7 protein-coding genes are annotated in these 13,641 nt (G+C 60.3%); 1 reads left to right on the forward strand and 6 read right to left on the reverse strand.

Annotated features, from left to right (window positions below; genetic code table 11):
- Positions 1-366: 366 nt before the first annotated feature.
- Both DL86_RS01765 and DL86_RS01770 read right to left on the reverse strand, forming a co-directional pair.
- Positions 367-852: a DUF6163 family protein gene (locus DL86_RS01765; protein ID WP_036257476.1), complete on the reverse strand. Its 486-nt coding sequence runs from the start codon at positions 850-852 to the stop codon at positions 367-369.
- Positions 849-1,913, reverse strand: coding sequence for an enoyl-CoA hydratase/isomerase family protein (locus DL86_RS01770; RefSeq protein WP_036257477.1), 1,065 nt, complete (start codon positions 1,911-1,913; stop codon positions 849-851). Before DL86_RS01770 ends, DL86_RS01765 begins: the two co-directional genes overlap by 4 nt.
- Before the next feature lie 332 nt (positions 1,914-2,245).
- Here DL86_RS01770 and DL86_RS01775 point away from each other — a divergent pair, with 332 nt between their 5' ends.
- Entirely contained in the window at positions 2,246-3,229 is a 984-nt protein-coding gene (locus DL86_RS01775; RefSeq protein ID WP_036257479.1) for a catalase family peroxidase, read from the forward strand.
- A 221-nt stretch (positions 3,230-3,450) separates the two neighbouring features.
- On the opposite strand, the gene rpoC is transcribed toward DL86_RS01775, so the two are convergent.
- From rpoC to rplJ, 4 genes are all read right to left on the reverse strand, one after another.
- On the reverse strand, positions 3,451-7,668 hold the full coding sequence (gene rpoC / locus DL86_RS01780) for a DNA-directed RNA polymerase subunit beta' (protein ID WP_036258038.1): 4,218 nt from the start codon (positions 7,666-7,668) through the stop codon (positions 3,451-3,453).
- A gap of 137 nt (positions 7,669-7,805) precedes the next feature.
- On the reverse strand, positions 7,806-11,924 hold the full coding sequence (gene rpoB, locus DL86_RS01785; protein WP_202899151.1) for a DNA-directed RNA polymerase subunit beta: 4,119 nt from the start codon (positions 11,922-11,924) through the stop codon (positions 7,806-7,808).
- Between the two features lie 253 nt (positions 11,925-12,177).
- Positions 12,178-12,555: a 50S ribosomal protein L7/L12 gene (rplL, locus tag DL86_RS01795; protein ID WP_036257485.1), complete on the reverse strand. Its 378-nt coding sequence runs from the start codon at positions 12,553-12,555 to the stop codon at positions 12,178-12,180.
- Positions 12,556-12,611: 56 nt separating this feature from the next.
- The gene (gene rplJ, locus DL86_RS01800) at positions 12,612-13,127 is read right to left on the reverse strand and encodes a 50S ribosomal protein L10 (RefSeq protein WP_036257487.1); all 516 of its coding nucleotides are present in this window, start codon (positions 13,125-13,127) and stop codon (positions 12,612-12,614) included.
- Positions 13,128-13,641: the final 514 nt, after the last annotated feature.

Consider the following 13,641-nt stretch of genomic DNA (forward strand, 5'->3'; position numbering starts at 1 on the left):
GACGCGCTTCGTTTCGAGGCCGCGTTTTGCTGCAACCGGTTTGGGTCCTTCAACCTGCGAGCTCAATATCGCCTCCTTAGGGAATTCGCCGGAATTTCGTCATGTTTGGTTACAGGCGCGTGACCGAAGCCGCGCTTAAGCGCTCGGAGGGAGCTCATTTTGCCGCAATAGCCAAGGTTCTTCGGGCTTTGAGGGAAGATTGGTCGCTGTCGCCAAGGTTGTAAAGGGCTTTAGAACGCGTGGTTCCTCATCAGAATCGAACTTGCGCTCCGCTTCTGTGTAAGGCGAATTTTATCCGCAAGGGCTGCGGCTTTTGGCGTCGCGGACGATTGCCGGCTCAACCGCGTTTCTTGCCAAGATGCGCGATCAGGCGCCTTTCAACTTGGCAAAGGGAGCGCTCGCTCGGCCGGCCTGCCAAGTCAGGATGAAATAGACGACGATCAAGACAATATTGACGCCGATCCAGATTAGGGAAAAAAATCCCTGGATCGCCAGCGCGACAAAAATCTGCGCGATCGCCCCAAGCAGCCAGATCACGCCGCCCCAAGGGGTCGCAAGCCACAAGCCTACCGCCGCCACGAGATCAAAGACAGCGAAGAAAATCACCGCCGCGCCCCAGAGAGCCGTCACATTATCAAAGAGCGCCTCGCGCGGCAGCAGAAGGGCGCTCCATTGCAGCAGGCCCTGAAAGACCCAGAGCACGGCAAGGAGACGCATGAAAACAACCAATAAGAGGCCCCAAAAATGATCTGGACGGGCTTCCTCGAGGACATGCGCCGTGTCGCCCAGGCGGATCGCAGCGCCTGAATCGGCGCGCTCGGCGTTCTTGCTGACGCCGGGCAAGAATCTCATGACGTGTGAACTTGCATCGAAAACTGGAGTTCCCCCTCGGGCAGAGGAGCGAAATAGGGATCGATGTCGGCCGGCTTCAAGGCCTCGATTTCGGCGGGACTCCAAATCGGCCGGTTGTCCTTGTCGATGATCGCTGCGCGGACGCCTTCGTAGAAATCGCGTCCTTTGGCAATCCGCGAGACGATCCGGAATTCGGTCCGCAGGGCCTCATCGATGTCGAGCTTTGCGCCGATCTGCATTTGGCGGAGCGCGATCCCGAGGCTCAACGGCGATTTCGAGCGTATCGTGTCATAGGCGGCGAGGGCGAACTCCGAACCGCCATAGCCCGCGTCGTCGATCTCCTCCAAAATGGCCGGAAGCGTAGCAGGCGCGAAACAGCCGTCGATGAAATGTCTTTGGCCGGCCAGCGCGGAACTCGGCGGCGGCGCGCTTTCCGCCGCGATGGCGGCGGAGGGATCCTCGCCCTCGATCAACCTTTGCGCCAGCGCCGCATGCCGCGCCGAAGGCGCATAGGCCGCAGCGACTTCAAATGCGAGGGCGTCGCCGCAGGTCATTCGAGCTCCGGTCAGGGCGAGATAGACGCCAGTCTTGCCAGGCAGACGCGGCAGAAAAAAGGTCGCTCCAACGTCGGGGAAAAAGCCGATGCCCACTTCTGGCATGGCGAAGTTGAAATCGTCGCCGGCGACAATATGCGAACCATGCAGGGAGACGCCCGCGCCGCCGCCCATGACGATTCCATCGATGAGAGCGACATAGGGCTTGGGATAGAGCTTGATGCGACGATTGAGACAATATTCCTCGCGCCAGAAGGCAAGCTGGTCGGCGTAGCGCCCCGCCCGCCCCAACTCGTATAAATTTCTGATATCGGCCCCGGCGCAGAACGCCCTCCCCGCCGCCCTGATCAGCACGGTCTGGACCGCCGGATCGCTCTCCCAAAGGTCGAGCGCGCGGGCGATCTCGCGCACCATATTCAGGGTCAACGCGTTGAGGACATTGGGGCGATCAAGCGTGATGACGCCGCAACGGCCGATTTTCTCGCATGTGATTTCTGGCTCGCTCATTATCCCTCCTGGCCGGAGGCATTAGACCCGCAAAGGGCATGCCGTCAACGCGCGGCCGAGAAGGGTCAGATCCGGGCAATTCATGGCTGGCCTTCGACGATATGCGGCGGGCGCAGACTCTGCAGGGAAATTGAACGGCGCCCCTTGGACGCGCTGATAGGGTCCTCTAATTATCTAGAGCATTTTCAAGCGAAGTGGATACTGGTTCGCGTTAAGAAAATGCGACAAAACAAAAACCTAGAGCTGCTTTCTGATTCCGCCGAAGCAGAATGCGCTCTAGGCCTTGGACGCGCGGCGCGCTGGCCGCGTCAACCGCACCTTGGAGATTTGTCATGGCGGGAAACAAACTTCGATTGGCGTTAGGCGCGCTGATGCTGATGGCCGTCTCGGGACTTGCCGCGGCGCAGGACTCCGACATCGCGAGCCAAAGCGTTGACGCAATGAACAAGCTATTTGGCGTTCATCCCGGATTTCGCGCCAATCACGCCAAGGGCGTCGTCGCCACAGGAACCTTCAAGCCCACTCAGCAGGCGGCGGAGCTAAGCAAGGCGACCCTGTTCAAGGGCGGCGGCATCCCGGCGACTGTGCGCTTCTCGGACGCGACCGGCGTTCCAAATGTGCCGGATGGATCAGGCGAAGCCAATCCGCACGGACTGGCGATCAAGTTTCATTTGCCCGACGGCGGCGAGACCGACATGGTCACCAATTCCTTGAAATTCTTTCCTGTCTCCACCGCCGCCGAATTTCGTGACCTGCTGCTGGCGCTGACCGAGAGTCCGCCAAATGCGCCAAAGCCGACGAAATTCGAACAATTCCTAGCCAGCCATCCGACTGCGCCGCGCGCCTTTGCGACGCCCAAAACGCCAGCCAGCTTCGCCGACGAAGAATATTACGGGATCAACGCCTTCGTCTTCGTGAACAACAAAGGCGAGAGGCAAGCGGTGCGCTATGTCGTGACGCCGGAAAAGATCGTCCATCTCGACGCAGCCGAGGCGGCCAAGAAGGCGCCGAATTTCCTGGTCGATGAACTTGCCGCCCGTCTTGCGCAGGGCCCCGTGACGTTCCGCCTGAAGGCGCAACTCGCCTCGCCAGGCGAGCCGACGAACGACCCCTCCCACACTTGGCGCGACGATGACAAGATCGTCGAACTTGGGACTCTAACGATCGACAAGGTCGCGCCCGACAGCGTGGAGGCGCAAAAAAAGCTCTTGTTCCTGCCGGGTGCGCTCACCGAGGGGATCGAACCCTCCGACGATCCGATGATCGACGCGCGCGATCAAGCCTACGCCATTTCCTTCTCGCGCCGCAATCCGTGACGCCTGAGGGTTCATGCCGGCCGTTGCCATGGCGCTTTCCGATCGAATGAAGTCATTCGATCGATTGGAAATCGCTCCCGTGTTAAAGAGTCAGAGCATCTTCCGAACAGATTGATCCAATCCGTTCGGAAGATGCTCTGGCGGGTGCCTCAAAAAAAATGCCTCGGGACCATCGCCCCGAGGCATTAGAAAGTTGGCCCTGCGATGGCTCGCCCGGCCGCCTATTCCTCCGCCGGCACGCGGGGCTGCTCCAGCAGGGGCTGCTCCAGCAAAGGCGTCTGCGCAGGAGCAGCTGCCCGCGAGGCTTCCGCCTTTTGCGCCAGGATCATTTCATCTCTCATCGTGGCGACGCGACGCAATTTCGCCATCGCCGCGCCAGTGCCCGCGGGAATGAGCCGCCCGACAATGACGTTTTCCTTCAGGCCTTCCAAAGTATCGGCCTTGCCATTGACGGCCGCCTCGGTGAGCACCCTGGTCGTCTCCTGGAATGAGGCCGCCGAAATGAACGAGCGCGTCTGCAGCGAAGCCTTGGTGATCCCGAGAAGAACCGGCGTTCCCGAGGCAGGCTTCTGGCCCATTTCGATGGCCTTTGCATTGGCCTCTTCGAGCTCGGTCTGGTCGACCTGCTCGCCCGGCAGAAACTCAGTGTCGCCGGGCTCGACGATATCGACCTTCTGCAGCATCTGGCGGACAATCACTTCGATGTGCTTGTCGTTGATGCTGACGCCCTGCAAGCGATAGACTTCCTGGATCTCATTGACGAGATAGGCGGCGAGTTCCTCGACGCCCTTGATCGCCAAAATATCGTGCGGGGCGGGATTGCCATCGACGATATAATCGCCCTTTTCGACGACGTCGCCATCCTGGAGATGGATGTGCTTGCCTTTCGGAATCAAATATTCGATCGGCTCGGCGCCCTCCTCGCTCGGGATGATCGAGATCCGCGTCTTGTTTTTGTAATCGCGTCCGAATTGCACCGTGCCGGAGGCCTCGGCGATGATCGCGTGATCCTTCGGCCGGCGGGCTTCGAACAATTCGGCGACGCGCGGCAGACCGCCGGTGATGTCGCGCGTCTTCGCCGATTCCATCGAGATTCGAGCGACGATGTCGCCGGCCTTGACCCAGCCGCCGGGATCGACGCCGATAATCGAATCGACCGGCAGCGTGTAGCGGGCATCGCCGCCGCGCTGCAGCTTGCCGATCTTGCCGTCGGCGGCCTTGATCACGATTGATGGCTTCAAAGTCGCCGAACGCTGGTTGAGCCGCCAGTCGATGACCATGCGCTTGGCGATGCCGGTCGCCTCGTCGATGGTCTCCGTCATGGAGGCGCCCTCGACAAGATCCTCAAAGCCGATCACGCCATCGATCTCGGTCAGGATCGGCCTCGTATAAGGATCCCACTCGGCGATGCGCTGACCGCGCTTGATCGTGTCGCCTTCATCGACCTTGAGCCTCGCGCCATATTGGACGCGGTGGACGGCGCGTTCGGCGCCATCCGGGCCTTCGATGACGACGGCGACATTGCGCGCCATGACCATCAAGTCGCCCTCGGTATTGCGGGCGAGATGGCGATTGCGGATCTTCACCGCACCGTCGAAATTGGATTCGATGAAGGACTGATCGGCGATCTGCGCCGCGCCGCCGATATGGAACGTGCGCATCGTCAACTGCGTGCCGGGTTCGCCGATCGACTGGGCCGCGATGACTCCCACGGCCTCGCCCATATTGACTGGCGTTCCGCGCGCAAGATCGCGGCCATAGCACTTTCCGCAGACGCCATTCTTGGCTTCGCAGGTGAGCACCGAGCGGATCTTCACTTCCTGGATGCCGGCCGCATTGATGCGATCGATATGCCATTCCTGAATCATTTCGCCGGCGGGAACGATGATCGTCCCATCGATCTCCTTCAAGTCCTCGGCGGCTGTCCGCCCAAGAATGCGCGTTGCGAGCGAGGCGACGATCTGACCGGCGTCGATAATGGCGCGCATGCGGATTCCGCCCTGCGATCCGCAATCGACCGTGGTGATGATCGAATCCTGCGCGACGTCGACGAGACGGCGAGTCAGATAGCCGGAGTTCGCGGTCTTCAAAGCGGTGTCGGCGAGCCCCTTTCGCGCGCCATGCGTCGAGTTGAAATACTCGAGCACGGTAAGCCCTTCCTTGAAGTTCGAGATGATTGGGCTCTCGATAATTTCGCCTGAGGGCTTCGCCATCAATCCACGCATCGCGGCGAGCTGCTTCATTTGGGTTGGCGAACCGCGCGCGCCCGAATGCGACATCATGTAGATCGAGTTGATCGGCTTGTCGCGGCCGTGCTCATCCTTTTGCACGGACGAGATGCGCGCCATCATCTCTTCGGCGAGCTTGTCGGAGCATTTCGCCCAGGCGTCGACGACCTTGTTGTATTTTTCGCCCTGCGTGATCAGGCCGTCGTTATATTGCTGCTCATATTCCTTCGCGAGCGCGCTCGTCTCCGCGATGATGCGCGGCTTGGTTTCCGGCACGACCATATCGTCCTTGCCGAAGGAAATTCCGGCCTTGAACGCCTCGCGGAAACCCAGCGCCATGATCCGGTCGCAGAAAATGACCGTCTCCTTCTGCCCGCAATTGCGGTAGACGACGTCGATCATGTTCGAGATTTCCTTCTTCGTCATGAGCTTGTTTACGACGTCGAAGGGAATCTTATTGTGGTTCGGTAGAAGTTGGCCGAGGATCAGCCGCCCTGGGGTGGTGTCGAAGATCTTTGACGCGCGCTGGCCATCGGCGTCATAGGTCCAGGCGCGGCCCTTAATCCGCGAATGCAAGGTGATCGCCTTGGCGTGCAAGGCATGTTCGATCTCGCCAATATTGGCGAACATCATGCCCTGTCCAGGCTCGCCATCACGCATCAGCGAGACATAATAAAGGCCGAGCACGATATCCTGGCTTGGCACGATGATCGGCAGACCATTGGCCGGATGCAGAATATTGTTGGTCGACATCATGAGCACGCGCGCCTCAAGCTGCGCCTCGAGCGAGAGCGGCACATGAACCGCCATCTGATCGCCATCGAAGTCGGCGTTGAACGCCGCGCAGACGAGTGGATGCAGTTGGATCGCCTTGCCTTCGATCAACTTCGGCTCGAAGGCCTGGATGCCAAGACGATGCAAGGTCGGAGCGCGGTTCAGCATCACCGGATGCTCGCGGATGACCTCGTCGAGAATATCCCAGACTTCCGGCTTCTCCTTTTCAACCAGCTTCTTCGCCTGTTTCACGGTCGCCGAAAGGCCCTTCGCGTCGAGGCGCGAATAGATGAAGGGCTTGAACAGTTCGAGCGCCATCTTCTTCGGCAGGCCGCACTGATGCAGCTTGAGATCGGGACCGACGACGATGACGGAGCGGCCCGAATAATCGACGCGCTTGCCGAGCAGGTTCTGGCGGAACCGGCCCTGCTTGCCTTTCAACATGTCGGCGAGCGACTTCAAGGGCCGCTTATTCGCGCCGGTGATGACGCGGCCGCGCCGGCCATTGTCGAACAGCGCGTCGACGGCCTCCTGCAGCATCCGCTTCTCGTTGCGGACGATGATGTCGGGCGCGCGCAATTCGATCAGCCTCTTCAGGCGATTGTTGCGGTTGATGACGCGGCGATAAAGATCGTTCAGGTCGGAAGTCGCGAATCTTCCGCCGTCGAGCGGCACGAGGGGACGCAGATCCGGCGGTATGACCGGAACCTCGGTGAGGATCATCCATTCCGGCTTATTGCCCGAATGCATGAAAGCCTCGATGATTTTCAATCTCTTGGCGAGCTTCTTCGGCTTCAACTCGGTGGTTGACTGGGCGATCTCGACCTTGAGCTGCTCGGCGATCGTCGGAAGGTCCATATTGCGCAGAATTTCACGGATCGCTTCGGCGCCGATCAGGGCGGTGAAGGAATCCTGGCCATATTCGTCCTGCGCGCGGAGATAATCCTCTTCATTGAGGAGCTGGCGATCCTTCAGCGGCGTTAGACCGGGATCGAGAACGATATAGGACTCGAAATAGAGGATGCGCTCGAGATCCTTCAACGTCATATCGAGCAGCAGGCCGATGCGCGAAGGCAGCGACTTCAAGAACCAGATATGCGCCACCGGCGCCGCCAAGGAAATGTGGCCCATGCGTTCGCGCCGCACGCGCGACAAGGTCACCTCGACGCCGCATTTCTCGCAGATGACGCCCTTGTATTTCATCCGCTTGTATTTGCCGCACAAGCATTCGTAGTCCTTGATCGGACCAAAGATCCGGGCGCAGAACAGCCCATCCCGCTCAGGCTTGAAGGTCCGATAATTGATCGTCTCCGGCTTCTTGATTTCGCCAAAGGACCAGGACAGAATTTTCTCCGGGCTGGCGATCGATATCTGGATCTGATCGAAAGCCTGCGGCTGCGCGATCGGATTGAAGAGATTCATGACCTCTTGATTCATTGCCATCTCCTGATGCTTGGGCCTGCACGCTTGGGCCTGCGCGGGCGACGCAGCCGGGCCACTTGCCGGAAACTCAAAAAAAGCGCGGTGCGCCGCGAGCAATAGAGAGGCTCGCGGCGATTTCGTAACGGGTGATCTTATTCGGCCGCCTCGGCCGGCGCCGGACCGGGAAGCTTCGTCGTCGATGTCAGTTCGACGTTGAGACAGAGCGATCGCATTTCCTTGACCAGCACGTTGAAGCTTTCTGGAATGCCGGACTCGAAGGCGTCATCGCCCCGCACGATCGACTCATAGACCTTGGTGCGCCCGGCGACGTCATCGGACTTCACCGTCAGCATTTCCTGCAGCGTATAGGCCGCGCCATAGGCCTCGAGCGCCCAAACCTCCATTTCGCCGAAACGCTGGCCGCCGAACTGCGCCTTGCCGCCGAGCGGTTGCTGCGTCACAAGGCTGTAGGGCCCGATCGAACGCGCGTGGATCTTGTCATCGACGAGATGATGCAGCTTCAGCATATAGATGTAGCCGACGGTCACCTTGCGGTCGAAAGCCTCGCCGGTGCGTCCGTCATGCAGAACGACCTGACCGGATGGGTCGAGACCGGCCTGCTCCAGCATTTCCACAATGTCCTTTTCATGGGCGCCGTCGAAGACCGGCGTCGCGATCGGAACGCCGCGGCGCAGATTTTCGCCAAGCTCGACCACAGTCTCGTCGTCAAGCTCGGTGATTTCCTTATCTGCATCGTAGATCTCGATCAGCTTCTTGCGAAGCGGCTGAGTATCCTTGTCGCGGAGATAGGCGTTGACTGTCTCGGCGACCTGCTTGCCAAGGCCGGCGCAGGCCCAGCCAAGATGCGTTTCAAGGATCTGCCCGACATTCATCCGGCTCGGCACGCCAAGCGGGTTCAAGACGATGTCGACTGGCTGGCCATCAGCGAGGAAGGGCATATCTTCCTGCGGCACAATCTTGGACACGACGCCTTTATTGCCGTGCCGTCCCGCCATCTTGTCGCCGGGCTGAATCTTGCGCTTCACCGCGACGAAAACCTTCACCATCTTCATCACGCCGGGCGACAATTCATCGCCGCGCTGGAGCTTTTCGACCTTGTCGAGAAAGCGGCTCTCGAGCCCCTTTTTCGCCTCGTCATATTGCTTCCGCATCGCTTCGAGTTCGGTCATGGCCTGATCGTTCTCGATCGCGAAAATCCACCATTGCGAACGCGGATAATCCTCGATGATTTCCTTGGTGAGCAGGCTATCCTTCTTGAAGCCCTTCGGTCCAGCGATCGCCTTCTTGCCAACGAGGACGTCGAGCACGCGCGCATAGACGTTGCGGTCAAGGATCGCGAGCTCGTCGTCGCGGTCCTTGGCGAGCCGCTCGATTTCCTCGCGTTCGATCGCCTGGGCGCGTTCGTCCTTTTCGACGCCGTGGCGATTGAACACGCGCACCTCGACGATCGTGCCTTGCACGCCCGGCGGAACGCGAAGCGACGTATCGCGCACGTCCGAGGCCTTCTCGCCAAAAATCGCCCGCAGCAGCTTTTCTTCCGGGGTCATCGGGCTTTCGCCCTTCGGCGTGATCTTGCCGACGAGAATATCGCCCGCCTGCACCTCGGCGCCGATATAGACAATCCCGGCCTCGTCGAGATTCTTCAACGCCTCTTCCGAAACATTGGGAATATCGCGGGTGATTTCCTCAGGTCCCAGCTTGGTGTCGCGCGCCATCACCTCGAATTCGTCGATATGAATCGAGGTGAAGACATCGTCCTTGACGATGCGTTCGTTGAGAAGGATTGAATCTTCGAAATTATAGCCATTCCAGGGCATGAAGGCGACGAGCACATTGCGCCCGAGCGCGAGATCGCCGAGGTCGGTCGAGGGTCCATCCGCGATGATGTCGCCCTTGCGCACGAAATCGCCGACCCGCACGAGAGGCTTCTGGTTGACGCATGTCGACTGGTTCGAGCGTTGGAACTTCATCAGCCGGTAGATGTCGACGCCAGGCTTGCCGGCGTCGGTTTCTTCGGTCGCGCGGATGACGATGCGGGTCGCGTCGATCTGATCGATAAAGCCGGTCCGCCGCGCGGCGATAGCCGCGCCCGAATCCCGCGCGACGACGGCCTCCATGCCGGTCCCGACGAGCGGCGCATCGGCTCTAACCAAAGGCACCGCCTGGCGCTGCATGTTGGAGCCCATGAGGGCGCGATTGGCGTCATCGTTTTCAAGGAAGGGAATCAGCGCCGCCGCCACCGACACGAGCTGCTTTGGCGAGACGTCCATGAAATCGACGCGTTCGCGCGGCACCATCACGACGTCGCCGGAATGACGGCAGACGACGAGGTCCTCGACGAGCCCCATCTCCGCGTCGATCGGCGCATTCGCCTGCGCGACGTAATATTTGCCTTCCTCCATCGCCGAAAGATAGACCACCTCGTCGGTGACGCGGTTGTCCTTGATCCTGCGATAGGGCGCCTCGATGAAGCCATATTTGTTGACGCGCGCGAAGGTCGCCAGCGAGTTGATCAGGCCGATATTCGGGCCTTCCGGCGTCTCGATCGGGCAGATCCGCCCGTAATGGGTCGGATGCACGTCGCGCACCTCGAAGCCCGCCCGCTCGCGGGTGAGGCCGCCCGGACCCAAGGCCGAGAGCCGCCGCTTATGGGTGATCTCCGACAGCGGATTGGTCTGATCCATGAACTGAGACAATTGCGACGAGCCGAAGAACTCGCGCACCGAAGCGGCCGCGGGCTTGGCGTTGATCAGATCCTGCGGCATCACCGTATCGATGTCGACCGAGGACATGCGCTCCTTGATGGCGCGCTCCATCCGCAGCAGACCGAGCCGGTACTGATTCTCCATGAGTTCGCCGACCGAGCGCACCCGGCGATTGCCCAGATGGTCGATATCGTCGATTTCGCCGCGCCCGTCGCGAAGATCGACCAGCGCCCGCATGACCGCAATAATGTCCTCTTTGCGCAAGGTCCGAACGGTATCGGCGGCGTCGAGATCCATGCGCATGTTCATTTTGACTCGGCCGACCGCCGAAAGATCGTAGCGCTCCGGATCGAAGAACAGCGAATGGAACATCGCCTCGGCGGTCTCGAGCGTCGGCGGTTCGCCAGGACGCATCACCCGGTAGATGTCGAACAAGGCCTCCTCGCGGGAGCTGTTCTTGTCGACGGCGAGCGTGTTGCGAATATAGGGACCGATGTTGATATGGTCGATGTCGAGCAGCGGCAATTCATCGAATCCGGCCTCGATGAGAAGCGGCAGCGTCTTGGCGCTGATTTCATCGCCGGCTTCGGCAAAGATTTCGCCGGTCTGCGGATTGTAGAGATCGACGGCGATATATTGGCCGTAGAGGTCCTCGTCCTGCACCCGCAGGAATTTGACGCCTCTTTCGGCAAGTTGGCGCGCGGTGCGAACCGTCAGCTTCTTGCCGGCTTCGAGCACGACTTCGCCGGTGTCGGCGTCGAGCATGTCGACAACCGCCTTCATTCCCTTCAGGCGATCCGGATCGAAGGGCTGGCGCCAGCCGTCCTTGTCGCGCGCAAAGGGGATCGTCTTGTAAAATGTCGAAAGAATTTCCTCGCCGTCCATGCCGAGGGCGTAAAGGACCGAGGTCGCGGGAATTTTCCGGCGCCGGTCGATGCGCGCATAGACGATGTCCTTGGCGTCGAATTCGATGTCGAGCCAGGAGCCGCGATAGGGAATGATCCTGGCGGCAAACAGAAGCTTGCCGGAAGAATGGCTCTTGCCTTTGTCGTGATCGAAAAACACGCCAGGCGAGCGGTGCATCTGCGAAACGATGACGCGCTCAGTGCCGTTGACGATGAAGGTGCCGTTCATCGTCATCAAGGGCATGTCGCCCATGTAGACATCCTGCTCCTTGATGTCCTTGACCGAGCGCGCGGCGGTGTCCGGATCCACATCGAACACAATAAGGCGCAAAGTGACTTTGAGCGGGGCGGCGAAAGTCATGCCGCGCTGGCGGCATTCATCGACGTCATATTTCGGCGCCTCGAACTCATATTTCACGAATTCGAGCAAAGCGGTGTTCGAAAAATCCGCGATGGGAAACACCGATTTGAAGACCGCCTGCAATCCTTCGTCCGGACGGCCGCCGCGCGGCTCGTCCATGAGCAGGAACTGGTCATAAGAGGCTTTTTGAACTTCGATCAGGTTCGGCATTTCCGCGACTTCGCGAATATGGCCAAAAAATTTGCGGACACGCTTACGGCCGGTGAACGTCTGCGCCAAATGATGAGCCATGTCGGTCCTCGCACCTCGTCAAAACGGCGATTTTCCCGAATGGAAATTCGCCTCGCCCGCGTCCAGCACGGATGCTGGCGACGGGACTTCTTCAGTCCAACGCATCGCGGCGCACTTGCCGCCAACGCTTTTGCTGGAACGGTCCAAACCGACCCTTCCGCAACAGATCGACGGCCCCGCGGGTTTCCACGGGACCGTCGCTTGAGCTAGACCTTAGATCGCACGGGCGATCCAACCAGCATCACTTAAGCTCGACCTTCGCGCCGGCCTTTTCGAGGGCGGCCTTGATCTTCTCGGCCTCTTCCTTGGTCGCGCCTTCCTTGACCGGCTTGGGAGCGGCTTCGACGAGATCCTTGGCCTCCTTCAGGCCAAGACCCGTCACCGCGCGCACTTCCTTAATGACTTCGATCTTCTTGTCGCCGATCGCCGCGAGGACCACGGTGAACTCCGTCTGCTCCTCGACCGGGGCGGCGGCGGCGCCTCCCGCGGGACCGGCGGCGACCGCAACGGCCGCGGCGGCCGACACGCCCCATTTTTCTTCGAGCAGCTTGGCGAGTTCCGCGGCTTCGAGCACGGTGAGGCTCGACAGGTCCTCGACGATCTTTTCCAAATTAGCCATTTCTACTTCCTTCGATGGGTCTTAATCGTGATGTATTGTCTCTAAAGATCAAGCCGTCAGGCGGCGTCTTTGTCGGCATAGGCCGCGAAAACGCGCGCGAGCTTGGCCGCCGGCGCGGTGGTGAGCTGCGCAAGCTTGGTCGCCGGAGCCTGAATGAGGCCGAGGAGCTTGGCGCGCAATTCATCCAAGGACGGCAGCGTCGCGAGCGATCGCACGGCGTCCACATTCAGGGCGGTTGAACCCATGGCGCCGCCGAGGATCACGAGCTTTTCGTGGTCCTTGGCGAAAGCCACCGCAACCTTCGGCGCCGCGACCGGATCGTCCGAATAGGCGATCAGGGTCGGCCCCCGCAGCAGCCCCGAGATCGAGGCGACCTCGGTGCCCTCAAGCGCGATCTTGACGAGACGGTTCTTGGCGACCTGGACGGTGGCTCCCGCAGCACGCATCTGCTTGCGCAAATTCTGCATCTGAGCCACTGTCAGACCAGAATAATGCGCAACCACGACGACCGAGGTTGTCTTAAAGACATCGGCCAGGGAAGCGACGCATTCTTTCTTTTCCGCTCTGTCCACAGTGCTATCTCCTTGCGCGGGCGCGAACTTTATAACTTGGGCGCGCCCGCAGGCTGCATCTGCCGCTCTCTCGACGATGCGGGCGAACCCGAGTCGCGACAGCGGCGCTGTGCCTGTCCCCGGAACGACAGCGCCGCTCCGGACAGAGGGATTAGACCAAAATCGAAGGATGCAGGACGGCCAAACCTTCCCGCGATCCAAAATCCGGTTGTTACCCCGTCTATGCCGGCCCCTTTCGCCGCTCCGGAAAGATCGGATCGGCGGTCGAGAGATTAAGCCTGAATTCGACCGAAATGGACGAGCCCCAGCGCCGGCAGTCTTGGACAGGACATGGCCGGAACGGACAGGTGGCAACCACCTATCCTCCGGCCTATCCACCGCACCACACACATTCCCAAAGGCGAACCTGAAGGGGATTCATGCAATAGCGGAAGCTTTTTGGGTGCGGGGCTGCAATATCCGATCAACCCCGAACCTTCTATTTAGACCAATCGCAGCGTCATGCCAAGGGCCG

The sequence above is a fragment of the Methylocapsa aurea genome (assembly GCF_000746085.1).
GTDB classification, from domain to species: Bacteria; Pseudomonadota; Alphaproteobacteria; order Rhizobiales; family Beijerinckiaceae; genus Methylocapsa; species Methylocapsa aurea.